The organism is Maribacter sp. 2-571 (assembly GCF_050589625.1).
GTDB lineage: Bacteria > Bacteroidota > Bacteroidia > Flavobacteriales > Flavobacteriaceae > Pelagihabitans.
In genome coordinates this window covers 36,786-59,745 of the sequence record NZ_JBNGOP010000011.1, presented here as the reverse complement: position 1 = coordinate 59,745, position 22,960 = coordinate 36,786, and the positions used below count along the sequence as shown (strand labels likewise).

15 protein-coding genes are annotated in these 22,960 nt (G+C 45.1%); 12 read left to right on the top strand and 3 right to left on the bottom strand.

The window, feature by feature from the left end:
* Positions 1-21: 21 nt before the first annotated feature.
* Positions 22-3,324 carry a sugar-binding protein gene (locus tag ACRD7P_RS09700; protein WP_430907358.1) on the bottom strand — a complete coding sequence of 1,101 codons (3,303 nt, stop codon included), beginning with the start codon at positions 3,322-3,324 and terminating at the stop codon, positions 22-24.
* 220 nt (positions 3,325-3,544) lie between these two features.
* Between ACRD7P_RS09700 and ACRD7P_RS09695 the strand changes: the two genes are divergently transcribed.
* Positions 3,545-4,774: a hypothetical protein gene (locus ACRD7P_RS09695; protein ID WP_430907357.1), complete on the top strand. Its 1,230-nt coding sequence runs from the start codon at positions 3,545-3,547 to the stop codon at positions 4,772-4,774.
* Between the two features lie 53 nt (positions 4,775-4,827).
* Here ACRD7P_RS09695 and ACRD7P_RS09690 read toward each other — a convergent pair whose 3' ends face one another.
* Positions 4,828-6,630: a glycoside hydrolase family 15 protein gene (locus tag ACRD7P_RS09690; RefSeq protein WP_430907356.1), complete on the bottom strand. Its 1,803-nt coding sequence runs from the start codon at positions 6,628-6,630 to the stop codon at positions 4,828-4,830.
* A gap of 103 nt (positions 6,631-6,733) precedes the next feature.
* Here ACRD7P_RS09690 and ACRD7P_RS09685 point away from each other — a divergent pair, with 103 nt between their 5' ends.
* From ACRD7P_RS09685 to ACRD7P_RS09645, 9 genes are all read left to right on the top strand, one after another.
* Positions 6,734-8,947, top strand: coding sequence for a bifunctional alpha,alpha-trehalose-phosphate synthase (UDP-forming)/trehalose-phosphatase (locus tag ACRD7P_RS09685; protein ID WP_430907355.1), 2,214 nt, complete (start codon positions 6,734-6,736; stop codon positions 8,945-8,947).
* A 290-nt stretch (positions 8,948-9,237) separates the two neighbouring features.
* A complete protein-coding gene (locus ACRD7P_RS09680) occupies positions 9,238-10,440 on the top strand; it encodes a nuclear transport factor 2 family protein (protein ID WP_430907354.1) in 1,203 nt (400 codons plus the stop codon).
* Positions 10,441-10,446: 6 nt separating this feature from the next.
* Positions 10,447-11,622, top strand: coding sequence for an MFS transporter (locus tag ACRD7P_RS09675; RefSeq protein ID WP_430907353.1), 1,176 nt, complete (start codon positions 10,447-10,449; stop codon positions 11,620-11,622).
* 384 nt (positions 11,623-12,006) lie between these two features.
* Positions 12,007-12,510 (top strand): VOC family protein, encoded by a 504-nt coding sequence (locus ACRD7P_RS09670; RefSeq protein ID WP_430907352.1) that lies wholly within the window; start codon positions 12,007-12,009, stop codon positions 12,508-12,510.
* 82 nt (positions 12,511-12,592) lie between these two features.
* The gene (locus ACRD7P_RS09665; protein WP_430907351.1) at positions 12,593-13,882 is read left to right on the top strand and encodes a M28 family peptidase; all 1,290 of its coding nucleotides are present in this window, start codon (positions 12,593-12,595) and stop codon (positions 13,880-13,882) included.
* A 59-nt stretch (positions 13,883-13,941) separates the two neighbouring features.
* Positions 13,942-15,564, top strand: a complete 1,623-nt coding sequence (locus tag ACRD7P_RS09660; protein ID WP_430907350.1) for a M1 family metallopeptidase — start codon at positions 13,942-13,944, stop codon at positions 15,562-15,564.
* Between the two features lie 10 nt (positions 15,565-15,574).
* Positions 15,575-16,495, top strand: a complete 921-nt coding sequence (locus ACRD7P_RS09655; RefSeq protein ID WP_430907349.1) for a carbon-nitrogen hydrolase family protein — start codon at positions 15,575-15,577, stop codon at positions 16,493-16,495.
* 110 nt (positions 16,496-16,605) lie between these two features.
* The gene (locus tag ACRD7P_RS09650; protein WP_430907348.1) at positions 16,606-17,064 is read left to right on the top strand and encodes a COG2426 family protein; all 459 of its coding nucleotides are present in this window, start codon (positions 16,606-16,608) and stop codon (positions 17,062-17,064) included.
* A gap of 80 nt (positions 17,065-17,144) precedes the next feature.
* Positions 17,145-17,531 carry a pyruvate kinase gene (locus tag ACRD7P_RS09645; protein WP_430907347.1) on the top strand — a complete coding sequence of 129 codons (387 nt, stop codon included), beginning with the start codon at positions 17,145-17,147 and terminating at the stop codon, positions 17,529-17,531.
* Positions 17,532-17,713: 182 nt separating this feature from the next.
* Here ACRD7P_RS09645 and ACRD7P_RS09640 read toward each other — a convergent pair whose 3' ends face one another.
* The gene (locus tag ACRD7P_RS09640) at positions 17,714-21,121 is read right to left on the bottom strand and encodes a ThuA domain-containing protein (protein ID WP_430907346.1); all 3,408 of its coding nucleotides are present in this window, start codon (positions 21,119-21,121) and stop codon (positions 17,714-17,716) included.
* Positions 21,122-21,231: 110 nt separating this feature from the next.
* On the opposite strand from ACRD7P_RS09640, the gene ACRD7P_RS09635 reads away from it, so the two are divergent.
* On the top strand, positions 21,232-21,813 hold the full coding sequence (locus tag ACRD7P_RS09635) for a YdeI/OmpD-associated family protein (RefSeq protein WP_430907345.1): 582 nt from the start codon (positions 21,232-21,234) through the stop codon (positions 21,811-21,813).
* Between the two features lie 144 nt (positions 21,814-21,957).
* Positions 21,958-22,872: an HNH endonuclease gene (locus ACRD7P_RS09630; protein WP_430907344.1), complete on the top strand. Its 915-nt coding sequence runs from the start codon at positions 21,958-21,960 to the stop codon at positions 22,870-22,872.
* Positions 22,873-22,960 lie beyond the last annotated feature (88 nt).

Sequence of the window (22,960 nt, the reverse complement as noted above, 5' to 3'; positions counted from 1 at the left end):
CCATCAAATAGCTAATCAATACTATTCCTTTATCACTTTAAAACGTTTCTTTCCCGTTTGAACGATATAAATACCTTGGCTCAGCTTACTAAGATCGATACGCGTTACATTGCCCTCTGCAAAGGTACCTGTTACCATAAGTTTCCCGTTCAAATCATAGATTCCGTAAACTTTACCCACTGCATTTCCAGTGAGGTATAGCGTAGATCGTACCGGATTCGGAAAATAGGATATTTCCGGTTCTTCCGTTCCATTTGCTTGTTCAGATACATCTTCTACATTTGCCACGGCATTGATGGCATCGGGCCTAGCGTTTGCCGGTTCAAAAAGCCATCTGGTATGGTCGCCTCTCCACGTATCCGGCTTAAGTACCAAATCCCTATTGGTATTGGTCCGGGCCCGAACATGAAAACCGGTGGCCTGTCTATTGACCAGATATCCATAGGTATCATTTGGAATATCCACTAATGCCCATTGCACGGCCGTACCTTCCAAGAAACTTTGTTTTGCCTCCATTGCGGCGTTTACACTATAGCGTATGGCAGTGCCTTCGCCCCGATTATCCGCTACCGGACGAAACCGATGACCGGTTCCCTTATTCTCTAAAAAAAAGTATTCGGAGCTTCCCGGAACCGCTACCTTACGCCATAAAAAGAAATCACTGTCCGTTTTCGGCAACACGCGCATTTTAGCACCTACAAACCGACTTGCGGGCCGCAAATACTCCCCCGAAACTTTTTGTTGTATATAAAAATATTCCGACTCATTAGGAGGTACATCGCCGTCTCCCGTCAAACGTGCTATGCCAAAGCTGGAAGGATCCCGAAATGAGACATCGGTTATTGCGTTGAAGGAAACTTTGGTATCGCGGTCGCCACCATCATCATCGTCCTGGGCGTGTACATCAAAACCTAACAATGTTCCCTCTGCCACCGTAGCATTAAGGGAATTCCATGGTATGGAAAACTCGATTCGATAGCCATTGGCCGTTCGTACTTGAGATTTTTGAATGTTGGCAATGGGCAGCCCTTTCCCTATAACGACCTCATCGTCGTCATACCCAAATTGTATCTGGTAATCGTCCGGGCCATAAACCGCCAATTTATCATGTCCGATATCCAAATAGAGCTCGGCCCCATCGTCCTGAAACACTTGTTCGGAATCATTGATCAACGACTCGTCCGTAACCTCTATCAAATAATAAAGCGCCGTAGTATCCCAGGCGCTTTTGAAGCGTACCGCAAAGTCCGAACTTGACGTACTTCCACCTACCAGTACGTTGTTGAGGGCATATTCCGGCCTGGAGTTCCAAAGATCATCGATTTCACCATCGATAACCGGGGCCGTAGGAACCCTGGCAATATCGATCACCTCACCGATCTGTAAAGTAAACGCTTTTGAGACCCGGTCCCCAGTAGCATCCTGGACTTGAATCGTAAACGTAAAACTTCCCGTTTGGGTCGGTGTTCCCGAAATCGCTCCGGCGGAAATGGAAAGGCCATTGGGCAAACGCCCTGCTACGCGTTGTAGCGTAATCGGCAAATCTCCTCCCGAGACGCGAATGGCAGCATTGTATTCCTCCCCTATCAGGCCCACAGGCAGCGAACTTGTTGCGATTATCGGTTTACGGTCAAATGGGGTTCCATCGATAATATCGATCAATGCTTTATATTTGAATCCCCTGTTTAGGTCGGTAATGATATCGGTAGTTCCCCAAAAACCCGATTGGGTGTAAAACTTATGGGAGGCAAAATACATGAAGGCACCACCATTGTTGGCCTTGAAGCCATCATAGAAGTTTTTCTTGATGAGTTCCCCCATTTCTGCCGTTCGTTCCGCACGTACCCTGTTCAATAAATTTTTGGTAGCGTTCACGCGGTGGCCGGGAGCGCCCTCATAAACCGAAAATTCCAAGCCTTTTTCCAAGGCAAAGTCTCCAAAATCCTGATAATCCGAAGGAATGCCGGCTTCCGCCGCTTCAAGAATTTCGGCCACGCTCGACCCTTCGGGCAATGCATCGATAGTTGCCGCTCCAAAATAGCCCGTACGTGAAATCGATGAAATGTACTGATTTACGGGACCGTAGTTGTCCTCAATAAACTCCACCATTGCCACCGTGGCCAAAAAAGGGCTTCCAGCTGCGGCACTTCCGGGTGCGGAAGCAAAATATTGTAATACCGGTCTGAGGTTACCCCCTATCGTTCCCACTCCTTCATTCTGAAAGATCTGCCCTATCTCCACAGTTCGTTTGGCCATTCTTCGCGCGGCCCACAGGTTATCGTTACCATTGGCACCTTGTGCGATGATGCTTCCGCTATTGGCTTCTTGTACCGCCTTTTGAAAATTCCAATCGGTCTGTGAAAAAGCCCCCGCAAAATTCCAAGCTTCGTTACTGTACTCCACATATAGGGTGATATCGGCGGTCAACCTGTTTTTAAACAGACGTGCCAAATTACGGACATAGTTATCGTTGGCATGGATCGGTACATTGATCCAGGCATCCTTTCCGGTAATATTAATATGATCGATAATGGTCTCCCATGCAAGTCCCCTATTGTCAAAGGACCCGGCCCGTATTGTTGTAGCATCGTTTTCACGAGCTACCCTACGCTGATTCCAGCTGATTTCCAAAGGTCCCAATTCCTGATCCGGATTGGAAAATGTAGCATTTCCGTTAGTTTGGGACCAATCCATATACCTGTAAATACTAAAAGGTGCAATGGCGTTCAGCCATAAATCGGTAAACACTTGATCGGTATCCAGTTCATAACCGGGCCTTACGATTTTCAAATCCGTGATGCCCGTATTTTGAGCCGATGAAGGATTGCGTTTTGTTCCTATCAGTTCTATTTGAAAAAACGGGCGTCCAGGAAGGTTTGTCCTAAAATCGATATCAAAGGTCGTGGTATTTGTAGCCGCATTATAACTTTCGTTAAGGATTTCGCCATCGAATTTCACCCGTATGCGTTCGGCAATACCTTTAAACGATGCCTTATAAATACCATCGACGTTCAATCGTGGTGGATTTGGATCCTGTGCGGGGCTGTTTTCACTACCATACCCTCTACCGTTCCGTAGGTCAAAACAGGTTAAAACAAAATCTTCCGTCGGCCAACCTCCGGAGTCCGTTGCCGAAGCCACAAACTTTCCATCGACTTTATCGGGTTTCTGAAAGCCGCGCGTATCTTTTACGATATCGACAAAGACCAGACCACTTCTGGGATCTCCGAGATTCATACCTACATTGTCCTGTGCACTTCCCATGAAGTGTCCAATACAGTAGAGTGTAAAAAAGAGTACTATTTTTAACGTAGTTTTTTTCATGATTTTAAGGTTTTTGATGATACATTTAAGGCAGTAGGTGTTTCGTGCCTAGTATCCGAAGCCAAACAATCCTATGATTAGGATTACACGACACTAAGAATAGTTCGACAAAAACATCTATTTTTTGAATATTTCTTAAACTTATCTACTTAAATTGATAAAATCACAGTTAAAAACCGTTTATTAACCGTTAATTGAAACAGAAATACAATTTGATCCTATGGGAGAAAACGCACTTTTAGAGGAGGCCCAACGCATAGCCACCTCATCGGTCATGAAAGGCTCTTCTACCTATTCGAGCCTATTACTTTATCTTGCCAAGGCATCTATTTCCGGAAATATTCCAAAAGAGAGTACCATAGCTTTCGATATTTTTGGTAGAAAAAACTTTGACCCTTCCCAGAGCACGTTAATACGGGTATACATTTATCATCTTCGAAAGAAAATCGACACCTATTATAATTCCATAGGGTCCAATAACGCGCAACGTTTGCTCTTACCTAAGGGGAACTACAAATTGTTTATTGAAAAAAAGGCACCTAGCCAAGGTTGGACAAAACAAATAAGACCAAAACATCTTGTAATACCGGCGGTAACGGTTTTCGTGCTATCGGCTTTGGTCTGGGCAATTCCGGCACTAACGCGCCTTGCTACGGGCCAGAAGGACACGGGACTTTGGTCGGACCTCATTTCGACCGACGTACCGTTGACCGTAGTCATCGGCGATTTTTACATTTTCAACGAATATCATGCGAATACCAATAATCGCCGTTTGGTACGGGATCCGGAAATCAATTCTAAAGAGGACTACGAACGCTACATGAACACTGCCGGTATGGGCAGTAAGACCAATACCCTTAATTTTACCATGCTGCCTTTTTATAGCAGTTTTTGGATAAAGGATATTTCGCAGACCTTTATCCCACACGACCGCAGTTTTTCGCTGAGGACGGCTTCCCGATTCAATCCCGTGGAACTACAAGACCATAATATTGTTGTGGTCGGCATGCTCAAGACCATAGGCATGTTTCAAAGCTATTTCGATAATTCGGACTACAGTTTCGTCGATAACTACTGCTTGGTATATACCGATCCCAAAAGTGGAAAAGAGACTACTTATACCCCTACCGGAAACCCGAGCGAGGGCCACAAGGATTACACGTTTATCTCAAAAATCCCTGGCCCCGGCACCAATAAAATCTACCTTTTTGGTGGGCTATGGGATATTGGTGCCGATGAGGGACTAAAGAATTTCACCAATCCCGAACTGCGAAAAACATTGGAAAAAACCATGGTAAAAACGTTCGGGTACGTACCGGAATATTATGAAATTTTAATGGAGGCCAATGGGTATGACCGTATGGGAATAGACTCCAAGATCATACGCATCAATGAAATACAAAAAGAAAAGGTTGTATGGGATTTTAAGGTTGTACAACGATCGCCCTAATTGACACAACGTATTGCCATTGTGGACCCTCCCGGGCAGTCCAATAAAATTTCCTATATCCGCATGGCATCCAACACCTGTTCCTCGGAATCTTTTCGTGAAAAATTAATGGCACATTCGATCAGGGCCAAATGCGAGTATGCCTGAGGGAAATTGCCCAACAACCGTTTCGTCCTAAAATCGATATCCTCGCTAAAAAGTCCCAAATGGTTGCTATATCCCAACAACCGGTCAAAATATTCCTTGGATTTTTCCTCCTCCCCTATTTTGTAAAGGCTGTTGATAAACCAAAACGTACAGATGGTAAAGGAAGACGAGGGCAGACCGAAGTCGTCTTCGTTTTTGTAACGGTACAGCAGTCCGTCGTTGCTCAGTTCTTTTTCGATGGCCCTCACGGTACTTACAAATTTCGGCTCCTTGGCATGAATAAAGCCGTACGATTCCATGAGCAGTACAGAAGCATCCAAATCCTTTGATCCGTAAGATTGGGTAAAGGCATTTACCTCTTCGTTCCAGGCATTGTCATGGATATCCCTTTTGATTTCCTGTTCCAAGGCCGTCCATTTCTCCATTTTGGTGGTTTTTCGGAGGATACGCGCCACTTTAATGGCCCGGTCTACGGCCACCCAACAAAGTACCTTTGAAAAGGTGAAATGCCGATCTTCCGTACGGAATTCCCAAATGCCCTTATCGGCCTCTTTCCAGTGGTTCGACACGATCCATACGATGCCCTTGGTAATGCCCCAAAGCTCCTCACCGTTTTCAATATCGTTCGAATACTTTGCGAGTTGCTCGTAAATGACATCCATTAAAATACCGTAGATATCGTTCTGCTTTTGTTTGTAGGCCGCATTTCCGATGCGTACCGGTTTGGAACCCTTATACCCCTCCAAGTGGTCCAATGTTTGTTCGGTCAGTTTCTTTTCCCTGTTGATACCGTACATGATCTGCAGTTTCTCGTCCTTATCGGGCATGAGGTCTACAATAAATTGCAGGTAACGTCGGGCAACATTTTTATGGCCCAAATCCCCGATTACCTTTATCACCATGGAAGCGTCCCGGATCCAACAAAAACGATAGTCCCAATTACGGACCTCACCGATGGTTTCGGGCAGTGATGTGGTTGCGGCGGCGAGCACGGCACCGGTACGATCATAGCTCAATAGCTTTAAGGTAATGGCACTGCGACTGATCTGGGCATTATATTTTTTATAGGTGGGTGTTTTGCTGCTCCAGTTCAACCAGTATACCTTGGTACGTTCCAACTCGGTATAAATTTTCCGAACCGTCGGCACAAATATCTTTTCGTTATAACCGATAAGCACATAACCGTCCTGGCGAAGTTCAATTTCCCTTCCTTCCACCAGTGCATTTTTATTAAAGGAAGTATATAAAAAGATGGTATCGTACTTTTCACCATGGGTAAGGCTGGCGACAAAGTTCTTTTTTACATAGGTCTCGGTCTTTCCCATGGCGTACTCCAGACGCGGATCATATTTGATCCGAAAACTGGGTTTCCCGGAAACATGTTTAAAATACCGTACTACCTCGGGCGGGGAATTATACCCTCCCCCTTCCTTACGGTACCTGGGCATAAAATCCCGAATCTCAAAAACATCCTTTCCTTTTGAAAAATGGGTAATCAGCACTGCCGTATGTTTTTTATACCGTTGCTTTATGGTATAGCCCTCATCCACTAGAATCTCAAAGCTCCCTCCCTTGGAGTCGTCCAACAGTTTGGCGAACACGGAAGAAGAATCGAATTCCGGCAAACAACACCAATCCAAACTACCCGTTTTTGAAATTAAGGCCGCACTCCGGCAATTTCCTATAATACCATAGTCTAAATTATCCATTCCGTAAAAATCTTGATTCAATCGGGCAATCCATTGGTTTTACCCCCGTTTTTGTCGAAATTTAGAGAAATTATTGGCAACCACTAGCAAAAAGATCCGTTTTATGGGTAAAACTATCATAATCTCAAATAGACTCCCCGTTCAATTGCAAATTAGCAATGGGACCATTGCCGCCATCCCCAGCGTCGGCGGTTTGGCAACGGGAATGAAATCGGTACACTCGGGAGGCGATAGTCTATGGATCGGATGGAGCGGACTTACGGACGAAGAAATACCGGAATCGTTGGAGCGCGATATCGACACGGCCCTGGCAAAGCACGGCTCCTCCAAGGTAAGGTTGACCGAAGCGGAAGTGGAGGGCTTTTATTTTGGGTTTAGCAACCGTACCATTTGGCCGTTGTTCCATTACTTTTTGGAATACTCCGAATTTGAACTGGATAGCTGGAACACCTACAAAACGGTAAACCAAAAATTTGCCGATGCCATTTTGGAAAAGGCGGAGGCCGACGATGTGATTTGGATCCATGATTATCAGTTGATGTTGGTGCCACAAATGGTCAGGGAGAAAAGACCGGAGGTTTCCATTGGGTTCTTTTTACATATTCCCTTTCCATCCTTTGAAATATTCCGAACCCTACCATGGCGTCGTGAAATATTGGAAGGGCTTTTGGGATCCGACCTTATCGGTTTCCATATCTACGATTATGAACGGCATTTTTTGAGCTCCGTGCGCCGCCTTTTGGGGCTTGAGGTCAGTTTTAACGATATTTATCAGGACAACCGTATTATTAAGGTCGATTCTTTCCCTATGGGAATCGATTACAAAAAATTCAGCACGGCCGCCGAAGAACACGGACAGCGAACGGTAACGGAGCAGTCGGAACTGCAACAGCGCTTGAACAAACATAAGACCAATGATCCGGAGGCAAAATTCTTACTGTCCATAGATCGCTTGGATTATAGTAAAGGCATTGCAAAACGCTTGTATGCCTTTGAATATTTTTTGAACAAATACCCGCAATATAAAGAGAAGGTCCGTTTGATCGTACTCGCGGTACCTTCCCGGTCCAATGTACCACAATATCAATTGTTAAAACGGGAAATAGACGAATTGGTAGGCCGTATCAACGGAGAATTTTCGACCGTGAGCTGGACCCCCATTTGGTATTTTTATCGTTCCATGCCCTTTGATAACCTGATTGATCTGTATACTTCCAGCGATATCGCCTGGTTGACCCCTTTGCGGGACGGTATGAACCTGGTCGCAAAGGAATACATTGCCACACGGACCGACGGAACGGGCGTATTGATCTTGAGCGAAATGGCGGGATCGGCAAACGAAATGAACGAGGCCCTATTGATCAACCCGAACAATTTTGAGCAGATCGCCGACACCATCGATGAGGCCATCAACATGCCAAAAGAAGAACAACGGCAGCGAAATGGGCAATTGCAACAACGCTTAAAACGGTACAATGTGGAAAAATGGGCCCAAAGTTTTATGAGCTCCCTGCTTGCACAAAAAGAACGTGATGCCGCCCATGTATCTCGAAAATTGAACGATTCGCGTTTGCAAACCATATTGAACGCCTATACCTCCGCGGACAGGCGATTGCTTTTCCTAGATTATGACGGTACCTTGGCAGGGTTTCACAACGATCCCCAAAAAGCGGTGCCGGACGAAGAGCTTTATGCGCTTTTGGACGCCCTTCACCAACAAAAGGGAACCGACCTTTACCTGATCAGTGGTCGCGACAAGGATACTTTTTCCCGATGGTTTCAAGCTAAAAAATACAATATGATCGTAGAACACGGGGTTTGGATCTCTCAAAATGGTGAGGATTTTAGAATGCTGGAAAATGTAAAAAACGATTGGATGGAAAAAATACGTCCCGTATTGGAATCCTTTGTTGATCGAACACCGGGAAGTTTTATTGAGGAGAAAAATTATTCCTTGGCATGGCATTATCGCAAGACCGACCCCGATTTTGGAAACTTAAGGGCTTCCGAACTGACAACCGTATTGACCAGCCTAATCGGAACCGACGATTTAAGTGTTCTGAACGGTAATAAAGTAATGGAGGTAAAAAGCAGTAACGTAAATAAGGGACGGGCGTCCGTACGGGTGTTTGGTGAAAAGGATTATGATTTCGTATTCGCTATCGGTGACGATTGGACCGATGAATTTATGTTTCAGGAACTGCCCGATACCGCGGTTACCGTAAAGGTGGGGCTTCAAAAGACACATGCGAAGTACTTCCTTGAAAACACCAAACAGGTGCGGGAACTATTGCATGCCTTCCTGAAGGAGGCTTAAAACGATTCCAAATACTTCGGCAGCTCCCGTAATGGAGCTATTTCGGCTACCGATGTAAACTGTACCATACGCTTTATAGACCCTAATACCATTTCAAAGTTAAAATGGTATAACACCTTTCCAATACACTTCGAACATCTGGTATTCAAGGACCACAAAAAATGGCGGTTTTTTATTTGGGTAGTTTCAAAGCAAAAATGGTATAGGGTGTATTTTTAAGATAAATTGGTATAACTTATCTTGTCGGCCAAATACGGATAGTACTATCCAACATGAATAACAGCTTATATATGGGACCAAAAAAAACAGTGTTTGTCGCGGTTTTCGTTTTTTTATTGCTTTTTCCGTTCCTTACCGGAAACGCACAGGCCAATACCGAAGTATATCTGTTTCGACTTCAGATGAACGGGGATAGCGTACGGCTATCCGATCCGAGGAATATTTCGAATAATGAAGGATACGACAATCAACCCTCTTTTTATGATGAAAATAGCGTATTGTTCGCCGCTACCAGAGATGGGCAAACCGATATTTTAAAATTCAATATTGAAGAGGGCAGCACTTCCTCATGGATCAGCGACACGCCGACCGGTAGCGAATACTCTCCGTTACGGATACCGGCAACGGATGAAGTTTCTGCCATTCGGTTGGATATCGATGGGCTGCAACGCCTGTATCGCTATAACACCGACAACGGTACCTCAGAACTATTGGTCCCAAAAATGAAAATAGGCTATCAGCTATGGTATGCTCCAGACATTTTGGTGTTCACCGTACTTTCCCAGGATAAAATGGACCTTTGGATGACGGACTTTACGAAGGGTACCTCAAAAATGCTCCAAAAAAATGTTGGTCGATCTTTACAAAAAATACCGAATACCAATTTGATCAGTTACACAAGCGCTACCGATCAGGTGCTGGAGCTAAGATCGATAGATCCCATTTCGGGCAAAACGAGTACGATTACGGATTTAAAGGATATTCAAGATGTTTGTTGGCTTCCTGACGGCTCTTTGGTCGCCGGAAAGGGAAAGCGCATCTACCGTATGATCATATCGGAAAATGCGGAATGGGAACCCTTACAGGCGTTTACCGATACCAATATCAACGCCATTTCGAGAATAGCGGTAAATACCAGTGGAACACGACTGGCCTTTGTAGCGGAAACCTCCCCTGAAACCATCGTGCAAAAGCAACTGGATGCCTGTAACCGTCGTGATATCGATGCCTTTGTGGCGACCTTTTCAGATGACGTTGCAGTGTACGAGTTCCCCAACAAGCTTAGTTACAAGGGAGTGACGGAACTTCGCAACAGATATTCCGCCTTTTTTGAAAAAACGGGGAACCTACATTCCAAAATCGTCAAAAGAATGGTTATCGGAAACAAGGTAATAGACGAAGAAGAAGTAACCGCTAACGACGCTATTTTTAAGGTGGTTGCCGTGTACGAAGTGGCTGAAGGAAGAATACGTAAAATGACATTTATCCGATAAGCACATTTGAGACCTCCCGGACATATCCTTTCGACCTTGATCATTGCACAATTTGCATGTACCGCTACTTGGTTTTCCGGTAACGTAATCGTGAACGAACTTGCCGAAAAAACAGGTTTTGGACCGGAAGCTTCGGGTTACCTGCTTTCATCAGTGCAATTGGGTTTCATTATCGGCACATTGGTTTTCGCCCTTTTTACGATTGCCGACCGCTTTAGCCCTTCCAAGGTTTTTTTTGGCTGTGCACTGCTAACCGCGCTATGTAACCTATCCTTACTTTTTATCGATAGTTCTAAAATAGCCTTGTTACTGGCCCGCTTCGGAACCGGTTTTTTCCTTGCGGGAATTTACCCCGTGGGAATGAAAATTGCCGCGGATTACTATGGGAAAAAACTGGGGAAAGCCTTGGGTCTTTTAGTGGGCGCCTTAGTGCTCGGGTCGGCACTCCCTTATTTGATACGTGCCCTAGCTTGGGATACCGATCATACCCTGATCATAAAGGCGACCAGCGCCATTACCGTTATCGGTGGTTTACTGTTATGGCTATTGGTTCCGGACGGGCCGCACCGCAAACCAAGTATCGGATTACAGTTGGGAGCAGGTATACAGCTCTTTAAAACGGCCCCTTTTCGTAAAGCGGCTTTTGGGTATTTTGGCCACATGTGGGAACTTTACGCCTTTTGGGCCTTTACCCCCTTGGCAATAACCGCGGTAAATGGCGGCAACGGCACTACGATTTCGGTTCCTTTGATGACTTTTTTGGTTTTTCTGGGCGGCGCGCTATCATGCGCCATTGGCGGTTTTTGGTCCCTTAAGATCGGAAGTAAAAAAGTGGCGTTGCGCGCACTAATGGTTTCCGGCTGTTGTTGCCTGCTGTCCCCATTATTTTTTGGTTTTACCACCATGGGCTTTGTTACCATCTGGTGTTTATGGGGCATGGCGGTCACCGCAGATTCTCCACAGTTCTCCAGTTTGGTAGCACAAACCGTAGCGGCCGATCTAAGAGGAACGGGGTTAACACTTGTCAATTGTATCGGCTTCGCCATCAGTATCGTCAGCATTCAGTTGCTATCCCTGATGTCCGAAAACATAGCGATAGAATACCTATTTGTTCTCTTGGCAATAGGGCCGCTCATCGGTATTTTACAGCTTAAAAAAGGGAAAACCGGTTCTGGGTATTAATGCCCAAGTTCGATGCAATTGGGATGTGACATTCTTAAAAAGACATCGATGTCGCAGACATACCGGAAATGTCCGTCGCATAGCATTTTCGACCGAACGGAACGAACCCCGACACAACCACTTCAACCATCCGCTAAAATCGTTGGCAGGGCAACTGCTTTTTTTATCTTAATAATCCAGTTAATTTTAATACATTGTTCCTGCAACCAAACGCATATGTCATGTAACCGCCATGCACCGAACACTGATATTGGATGTCGCTATATTTCCGTTCGTCATCCACCAGAAACCAAATGGTATGGCCCTAGGAAACAACAATGTGGTGCAATGAACTCGTTTAAACTTTTTTCATTTGCACAGTAGGTAACACTAAAAAAATTAACTATGCGAAAATTACAGTTCTTTCTATGTTTGTGCTACGGTTTCCTCCTTATGGGACAGGATGTACCTAATTTTGATAAACCGACAATATCCATAGGCCTTGTAGCTTCCGATATGGAGGCATCTTACGCCTTTTATACCGAAGTGATCGGATTGCAGGAAGTGGGTGCCTTTACCGTAGATTCGACATTTAGCAAAAGATCCGGACTATCGGGAGGTGTGGCCTTTGACGTAAAAATTCTTAAGGTTGAAAATAGCGAAACCGCCTCTGAGCTCAAACTCGTTTCCTTTCAAAAAGAAGGCTCGGGAAAAGACCGATACATTCAAGAACAGAACGGAATGCGTTACATGACCTTGTTCGTGAATACCATGGACGCAATATCGGAACGCATCAAAGTAAGTGGTATTCCCTTGTTGAGCGAACCCGGCCTTACCATTGGGGATGGTCGCAAATTTGTGCTCATACAAGATCCCGATGGTGTCTTTGTAGAGTTAATCGGTAATTGAACACCATAAAACGGTTCAAACTTTTTCAATTTACAAATAGATGAAAAGCAGATTTTTATTTTTAGCATTTTTCGTTTGTCTTATGGCAAACGCACAGACCGATCAACGCCTGTACTCCATAATCGATTCCATTTCCGCCGAACGAATCGCTTCCGATGTTGCCACATTGGCAAATTTTGGCACGCGACACACCTTAAGCGATACCCTTTCCAAAACGCGGGGCATCGGGGCCGCAAGAAGGTGGATCAAATCGGAGTTTGAGAAAACGGCAAAGGCCTGTGCAGGTTGCCTAGAAGTTTCCTATCAAAAAAATCTTGTCCCGAAAGGAGATAACGACCGTATTACCAAGGATGTTTGGGTGGTAAACGTGCTGGCCGTCAAACGGGGTACAAAATACCCTAACCGATACATCATTATGAGTGGCGATATCGATTCAAGGGTAAGCGACCCGAACGATCATACCTCCGATGCTCCCGGCGCCAATGACAATGCCAGCGGCATGGCCGGCACTTTGGAAGCCGCTAGGGTACTTTCGCAATACGAATTTGAAAACAGTATCCTCTTTTTGGGACTATCGGGAGAGGAACAAGGGCTGTATGGCGGGAAAGGCCTTGCCGCCCACGCCAAGGAACAAGGATGGGAGATCATAGGTATTTTCAACAATGACATGATAGGCAATATTACCGGCGTAGATGGCATTACCAGCAACACTGATTTTAGGATATTTTCGGAACCCGTACCGCCGACCGAAACGGAGAAACAGCGTAATGCCCGTCGTTTTTATGGCGGTGAGGTCGATGGTATTTCAAGACAATTGGCCCGTTACGTCTATAAAAATGTAAGGACCTATATGCCGGAGATGCATCCAATGCTGGTATACCGCCTAGATCGTTTTGGACGTGGTGGACACCATAGGCCTTTCAATGACGCAGGTTATGCGGGAATTAGAATTATGGAGGCCCATGAAAACTATACCCAACAACACCAAGACATCCGAACGGAAGGAGGTATTGCCTACGGTGATGTTCTGGAACATGTAAATTTTGAATATGCCCGCAAGTTGACCGCCGTAAATGCCATCAACCTCGCCTCCCTGGCATGGGCACCACCGGCACCGACCTCGGTAAGTATCGGCGGAATCGTAGAACCGTCCGCAAAGTTTCAATGGAGTCCGGTGGACGGGGCCGTTGGCTATAAAATCTATTGGCGCGATACTACATCCCCTACTTGGGACAACAGCCGGTTTGTTGGGAACCTAACGGAGTATACCCTGGATGGCATCGTTATTGATAATTATTTTTTCGGAATTTCGGCAGTGGGAAAAGATGGCTTTGAAAGTCCGGTCGTTTTCCCGAACGCTATTTTTCGATAATCAAGTTCATACCATTGTTATGGCCTTATAGTTTGATTCACCCTAGCCCCAAGCCCAAAATGAGCAAGCCAATACATTATTTCCTATTTTGCTTGATGCTGACCGCCACTGCGTTCGGACAGGAATTTACGATGCAAGATACCCTTAGGGGCAGTATAACACCAGAACGGGCCTGGTGGGACCTTAATTATTATCATCTCAATATTGAGGTACTACCCGATAAAAAAAGCATTGCGGGACATAATACCATACGTTATCAGGTTTTGGAAGAACAACAAGTGTTACAGATAGACCTGCAACCACCCCTAAAAATCGAAAAGGTAATTCAAGAGGGCCAAGCATTGGAGATTTCCTCCAAGGGAAATGCCCATTTTGTAAAACTCGTAAAAAAGCAAAAAAAAGGAGCGTTCAACGAAATACGGGTATCCTATTCCGGAAGTCCACGAGAGGCGGTAAACGCTCCTTGGGACGGAGGGTTCTCCTGGAAAAAGGACACTAATGGAAAGCATTTTGTGGCCACTTCTTGCCAAGGGTTGGGTGCTAGCGTTTGGTGGCCCAACAAAGACCATATGTACGATGAAGTGGATAGCATGGCCATCAGCGTAAAAGTCCCTAAAGGACTAATGAACATCTCCAACGGGCGTTTGCGCAAGGTAGATACGGAAACCAATACCTACCATTGGTTCGTTTCGAACCCGATCAACAACTATGGGGTCAACGTAAACATTGGCGACTATGTACATTTTGGTGAAAAATACAAGGGCGAAAAGGGTATTTTGGATATGGACTACTATGTTCTTCGTGCCGATCTCGAAAAAGCAAAGCCCCATTTCAAGGATGCCCCCAAAATGATGAAGGCCTTTGAGCATTGGTTCGGCCCCTACCCTTTTTATGAGGACGGCTTTAAACTGGTACAGGTGCCTTACTTGGGCATGGAGCACCAAAGCTCGGTGACTTACGGAAATCAATTTAAAAAAGGATATTTGGGTACCGACCTTTCCGGTACCGGTTGGGGACTCAAATTCGATTTTATCATCATACACGAGGCCGGCCACGAATGGTTCGCCAACAACATTACGTATAAGGATGCCGCGGATATGTGGGTACACGAAGGGTTCACCGCCTACTCCGAAAGTTTGTTCTTGGATTATTACTACGGTACCAAAGCAGCCGCGGACTATGTGGTAGGCACGCGGCGTGGCATTCGCAATGATCGTACGGTCATCGGAACCTATAACGTAAACCATGAAGGTAGTGGGGACATGTATTACAAAGGGGCAAACCTCTTGCATATGATCCGAACACTTCTCGACGACGACGCGAAATGGCGAAAAATATTAAGGGGGCTGAATACCGAATTTTATCATCAAACGGTGACAACCCAACAAATAGAGACGTATATCATGGAGAAGTCGGGCCTGGACCTGGCACCGATATTCGAACAATACCTTAGAACCACCGATATTCCCGTATTGGAATACCGGTTTAACAGCGACGGAACCGTTAGCCATCGGTACACCCATGTGGTGGAAGGTTTTGAAATGCCCATTTTGGTGCATACCGGTAAATCGTCGCATGTGATTTCGCCTACTAGCGAATGGCAGACCGAACGCTTGCGGTATAGCGAAAAGCAGCTGGTAACGGCCCGTGACTACTACGTAACGACCCAATTGGTAAACTAAAGGCGGCATTATGAAGGTAAAGGTTGGTCTTGTACAGGATAGCCCCGTTTTTTTTGACAAGGAAAAAACCTTGGACAAAGTCGTTTCCCTGACCCAAAAATATGCAGCGGAAGGCTGTCAGTTACTCGTTTTTCCGGAGTCTTTTGTCCCCGGATACCCCCGAGGTTTCGATTTTGGGGCGACCATTGGAAGCAGAACAAAAGAAGGCAGGGAACTATATGCGGAATACCATAAAAACAGTATTTCGCTGCAGGGTGAAGACCTTAATAGGTTGGAGAAACTGTCGGCCGAGGAAAACGTATACCTCAACATCGGATGTACCGAAAAAATGGAACATAACGGTAGCTTGTACTGTTCCATGCTGTACATTTCACCCGAAAAAGGGCTGCTTGGGGTGCATCGAAAAATAAAGCCTACGGGCACCGAACGTATTGTTTGGGCGGAAGCGGGCGCCGAATCACTCGTCAGTTTCCAAACTAAAATTGGTCGCATGGGCGGTTTGATCTGCTGGGAAAACTATATGCCCCTGGCCCGTATGGCCATGTATCAAAAAGGACTGGACCTTTATATTGCCCCAACTGCGGACGCCCGCCCGGAATGGACGGCCACTATGCAACATATAGCCCTAGAAGGACGCTGTTTCGTTCTGGGTTGCAATCAATACCATACCAAATCGATGTATCCGAAAACGTATCAAAAACTATTGAAGAAGTCTCCCGAAGTCCTATGCCCAGGTGGGAGCCTTATCGTATCGCCTTTGGGCAAAATTTTGTCCGGCCCCCTTTTCGGCTCTTCGGGATTGGTCAGTGCTACCTTGGACTTGGAAGAGGTTATCCAGAGCAGGCTTGATTTTGACGCGAACGGGCACTACAGCCGACCCGATCTCTTCCATTTTGAAGTGGAAGGACAGCCAAAAACCGTCAACGAGTGAAAAACCACTACAAAATTTTCAAACACCTCAAACATTATGACTTTTTTAAGTCCGGATTATATGTAAATCCTTTTTTGTGCGTTAGTTTTGCACGTTAAAAGAAAACGCTTTTGATCCAAGACTTCTTTATAGCATTTTTATGGAGCATCTCTCCTTTTGGGGAGGCGAAAGTCGGTATTCCGTTCGGAATGATTAAAGGGCTGAATATCTATGCCGTTTTCGCCATATGTTTTACGGCCAATGTGCTCGTTTTTCCAATGATGTCCTTTTTTCTTGATCGTGTGAACAAGTATTTACTACGTTGGAGGTTTTACAAGAAAAATGCCATTTTTGTAGCAAAAAGGGCCAAAACAGGTTCCGGGAAAAATATCAGAAAATATGGTTTTTGGGGGCTTATCTTCTTCGTTATGCTACCGATACCCGGTACGGGCGTATACGCAGGCAGTATTGCCAGCTATCTTTTTAAAATAGAACGCCAAAAAGCCTTTTTGGCCAATACCATAGGTATCTTTTTTTCTTCATTGATCGTATGGACCATGACCCTCGTTGGCATGCGACAACTCTGGTAAACCTACTTTGTTGATAATTCGGGACAAACTTGTTTTTGGGAAACCAAAATCACTTCTATTTTTGCCAACTTTGAGTCCCAATGGAAAAATTAAAAGTAGGCGATAAAGTGTATAATGTGCGGCAGGACGGATTTTCCGATTTTGCGCGATATTCTTTTTCCGAAGTAGTGAAACTTACCAAAACCCTTGCCATACTTAAAAATGGAGTGCGATTGGTAAACCAACCGAAAATATCCTATATCGTGGCCGATATCGGTTATTCCGTTTCCCGGAACAAGGGAGCACATTGGCACATCGTTTCCTTAAATGCCATTCGAAAGGCCCAAGTGGAAAACGAAAAAATTGCGGCACACGAATGGTTTGAAAACAAAACATTTACGCTTCCCGAAAAACAAGAGATTTACAAGGCTTTCCTGAAAATGGAAGCGGCCGATATGGCTGCGTCCCAGTTGGACGTAAAACGATAGACACATTTTTTATCACAATACATTTCCCTTCAAAATAATCGATTATCGGTACAGTGGTAATGTATCCTACGGATTATCCCGTCACACAAAAGGCCAGTTCCTAAGAACCGGCCTCTTCTATCGTAAAATTTAGTACCGACCAATACCATTTTAACTTGGAAATGGTATGCGTCTATTGGTGACTATCCATTAAAACGAACGTTCATTAAGGCCACTTGGCCTAAAACCGCTCCCGCTTTGGGCTTGTACACAAAATAAACTTCCTTGGCCTTCTCGTTTATGGATTTCGCCAGGGGAATGACCACCATCCCTCCAGGTTGTCCTGCGACCGGCACCGGCATGCTGCCCGTACCCAAAAGTGGCCCGTCAGGGGCGTTCAAACGCATTTCTATCTGCATACCCGCCTTTGGAGCCTCTTGCCAACCGGCCGTAATACCTACCGAGGTTACGCCAGTAAGATCGATCTCCTCGAGCGCGAACCATCCTTCTTCGGCAGGTACGATCAATAGTTTCATTCCGCTGAACTCTATAGGGGCAAAACCGGATATCTTGTCCTTTCCGGTAAAGGGTACGGTACTGCCCCGGAGGGTAACCGAATTCACTCCGGTCAAGGGGCCGGCCACGGCACCGCCCTTATCCGTATAACTGGCCGTCAGCACCATTACATTATCGGCAGGCGAAGGTTTGGGTACAATACTGCCCGCTAAGGGGAGCGACTTTTCCTCATTCCCGGTAGCGACCAAAGATTGGATATAGCGTGCAATCTGCTCCGATTCGCTACTGGTTACATTTGGGTGCGCCGGCATCATAACCTCGCCCCAAACACCCGCACCACCCGCAATGATCTTCTTTTGCAAATAGCTCAAGGCATTGGCATCGCCCTGATATTTTTCCGCTACGGCCAAGTAGGTAGGTCCGATCGAGGCTTCCGCTTCTTTATGGCAGGTTTTACAATCCATCGACTGGGTTAGCGCTTTTCCGGTAACCGCTGCGGAAACTTGATGGTGTCCAAGGGACTTGTTTACTTCATCCATCCCTTCCATATAATCGACCGATACAAAAACGTTGTTCAGGTCAATGGTATCCTCACCATCGGCATCGTTAACGGTCACCTTATAATTGACCGGGGTTCCGGCAATAAAAAAGGAAGCGTTACCACCGCTAAGATCTATAGAAATCTCTGGTCTTGAGTTACCAGCGGTCACCAAAACCGGTTTTGCGCTGGCAGCCGCACCTTTGTCGTCTTTTACGGTAACGGAAACCCTGTAATCCCCTGCATCTTTATAAGTATGCTCGATTTCGGGTTCCGTGGTTTCCCGGGTTTCCCCGTTTCCTAAATCCCACTCATAGCTTACGACGTCTTTTTCCCGGTCCCTAGCGGTTACGGTAGCCTTGATCGACAGGGGAAGCTTCCCAGAAGTTTTGTCGACGATCATATTATCGATCAACGGTGCCCGATTGCCACCATTGAAAGAGACATAGCCCAGACCGGAATCATCGTTTTTGGTAAACCAACCACTGCCATACTCCAAAAGGTACATACGGCCGTCGGGGCCCAGCTCCATATCGATGAGATTGTTCACCTCAATATCCGAAGCAAAAGGTTCCATTTTATTAAAAGTACCATCTTCAAAAAGGGAAACGGCCATCATCCAACCCCGCATCCAATCGTAAACGATCACCTTTCCGTCATAATATGATGGAAGTCCACCCCCATCCGGGAAAAGATCGGAATAATAAGTGGGCCCCGCCATCGCGTTTCTTCCACCCGAGCCGGCCTGGGGATAATCGGGCGAATCCGTGTAGGGATAAAACATAAATGCCGGTTGGGCAGGGGGCAATTCTTTAAGCCCCGTATTGTTTCGGGAATTGTTTACCGGAAGTAAAGGATCAAAAGCCGTACCTGTTTCGCCCGTGGCATAATCGTATTCCATATAGGGTTTATTGTCCCCAATGAACAAGGGCCATCCAAAGTTACCGGCGCTCCTGGCCTGGTTCATTTCATCGTACCCCATGGGCCCTCTCGTCGTTAAACTGTCCGCTCTGGAATCGGGACCGATATCACCCCAATATACGTAGCCCTTTTTGGGGTCAACGGAAATTCGGTAAGGATTCCGATGCCCCATGGTATAAATTTCAGGGCGTGTTTTTTCGGTGCCCTCAGGAAATAGGTTTCCCTTGGGTATCGCATAGCTGCCATCTTCCTTTACCTTGATACGGAGTATTTTCCCCCTCAGATCATTGGTGTTTGCCGACGAACGCCGTGCATCGTACTGTTCCTTACCGGGCAAATCGTTCAAGGGTGCAAAACCGTTATTGGTGTAGGGAACATCTTTTTCATTGAACGGTGTGGAATTGTCGCCCGTACTCAAATACAAAAGCTTGTCGGGACCAAAGGCTATGGAACCTCCGGTATGACAGCAAATTTCGCGCTGGGTATCGACTTCCAATATAATCTGTTCCGAGTCCATATCGAAAACTGCGTCTTTATATTGGAAACGCGAAAGTCGGTTTACCCACTTATCCCCTGCCGGTGCGTAGTATACGTATACCCAGTGATTGGTATCATAGTCGGGATCTTTTTGAATGCCCATAAGCCCCTCTTCCGCATTTGCATCAGGTGTTTCCAGTGTTTTGTGGTACACCTCTAAAAAGGCCACTTGCTTGAGTTCTTTTTTGCTTTCGTCGAACCGTAGGATTTCGCCCCTTCGTTGGGCTATCAAAATATCGTTAGCGGAGACAACGGTCATTTCAGTTGGTTCATAAAGCCCTCCGCGCAACAGTTCTACCTTGGAAAAACGGTCGATATCCGGTGGTATCTGTGTGGTCGCCTTGGCATAGTCCAGCACCTTGTTCCCTCCTATCGCATATTGGATACCGCCCAAAAGGTGCTTTAAGAACAGTTCTTCGGAGTACGTTTCATCGGTATGTCCCGCACCGGTATAAAAGGCCCGCCCACCATCATATTCATGATACCATGCAAAAGGGTGGTCCTCGCCATTTTTTCCGCCCTCATAGGTACTTTCGTCCACCGTCATAACCACATTTACGTCGGTATTTATCTTTTTATAATTATAGATTTCGTCCTTTCGCCGCCATATGCTATCGGTGAAATGTGCGGTCGCTTCAAACTCGGTGTCTACGATATGGAAGTCCGCCTCCGGTGTTCCGGCGGGATGACTCAAAAACTGTGCGCCGGCCAGTTTGGAATACCAGCCCCAATCGTATTCGGTATCGGCTGCCGCATGAATACCGACATAACCGCCACCAGCTTGTATATACCGCTCAAAAGCAGCTTCTTGAACGTGGTCCAATACATTTCCGGTCGTACTCAAAAACACTACCGCCGAATATTGTTGTAAGCTTTCGTCGTTAAAGGTCTCCGCCGCTTTTGTAGTGTCCACCTCAAAACCATGGGCATCGCCCAATTTTTGAATGGCCGCCATACCCGCTGGAATAGAGCTATGTTTAAACCCCATGGTTTTGGAAAACACCAAAATTTTGGGTTTTCCCGTCCGCTGCTCCGTATCGCTGCAACCTGTAAACAATATCCCAATGGACAACACCAAAAAGTAGAATACCTTTTTCATTTCAAATAGTTTTATCATTTCCCCCTAAAAATAGGCAATACCCTTCGCATTTGTCCAATCAAAACGCTATAAAGTCTTATTTTTGATTCTAAGGAAAAGTTTCTTCCCTCATGGAAAACATCAAAACATATTACTTTAAAAACGATTCGGAATGGCGCAATTGGTTAAAAATCAATTTCGCCCAAAAGGAGGGTATTTTTCTGATTTTCTATAAAATCGCCCATGAAAAACCTAGTATGCGCTGGGAAGAGGCGGTAAAAGTGGCCTTGTGTTACGGCTGGATCGATAGCACCGTAAAAAGTTTGGGGGATGGAAAAAGAAGACAGTACTTTTGTCCCCGAAAACCAAAAAGCGTTTGGAGCAAATTGAACAAGGGTTATATTGAAACCTTGACCGAACAAGGCTTAATGCACGAAAGTGGATATGCCAAAATAGCGTTGGCGAAAGAAGACGGGTCATGGACCGCCCTGGACGATGTCGAAAACGGAATTGTACCCCAAGACCTGCAAAAAGCGTTCGAGGCCAATTCAAAGGCCTTGGAACATTTTGACGGTTTTACCCGAGGCCAACGAAAAAACTACCTTTATTGGCTCAACCAGGCCAAACGACCGGAAACCCGTCAGAAACGGATCGCTGAAATCATCAGGCTTTCGGAGAAAGGTATTACATCACGTACAGGCGGTACCCGATAAGGTCAATACACGATATTAAAACAAAAGCTATGCCCATTACCAGAATTATTGCTGTCTCTTTTTTAGCTACCATTTATAAACCTATTATAAAAAATTAAACTTCACGAAGCGATTGTAAAAGTTATTGAGTCAAAAGGAACTCAAATGACGACTACTGAAATCGCAAACGAATTAAATAAAAATAATTGGTATCGGAAAAATGATGGTTCAGAAATAACTGCCTTTCAAATACACGGAAGGACTAGGACTTATTCAAATTTATTTAATAGAAACGGGGCAATAGTAAGTTTAGTTGAACAACCAAAAACTGAAAAATCTTTTAGACCACCGAAATGGCACAGGGATGAAATAATACTTGCACTTGACCTTTATCATTCAATTGAACCAAGAGAAATGGATAGTAAGAATCCGAAAGTCATTGAGGTTTCAGAAATACTAAATAAGCTTCCTATTCATAAGGAAAGGATTGATAATGTAAAATTTAGAAATCCTAATGGAGTATCTATGAAGTTAAACAACTTAAAGGCTATTGACCCTGAATATGATGGAAAAGGAATGGATAGATACAGCAAGCTTGACGAAGAAGTTTTCTTTGAGTTTCAAAAAAATAATGATGGGCTTAAACGAATCGCAAAACAGATAAAGAAAACTGTTTCTAATTCGGAATTAACCAAAAACCTGTATCGAATTGGAGAAGATGATGATGAAGAACAACTAAAAGTAAAAGAAGGGAAAGTAATTTATAAATTACACAAACACAGAGAACGGAATCCAAAACTGAATAAAAAGAAAAAAGAGAATTACTTAAAAAAGTACGGAAAGTTAGATTGTGAAATATGCGGATTTGACTTTTATGAAATCTATGGAGAATTGGGAAAAGGATTTATGGAATGTCATCATAAAATGCCATTGTGCGAAATAGAAGGTGAATCTCAGACCTCATTAGATGATTTAGCTTTAGTATGTGCAAATTGTCATAGAATGCTTCATCGTGAATTGGATTCTCTAAGTGTGAACGAACTGAAAAAAATAATAAAAAAACGTAAACTTAGGTATTAAATTCCGTCAAGCCCCTCTCCCTACATATGGCATCGCGGCAGCATACTTCCAGAAAATAGCGTGAGGTGTCGCTTTACCAAATCGTAAA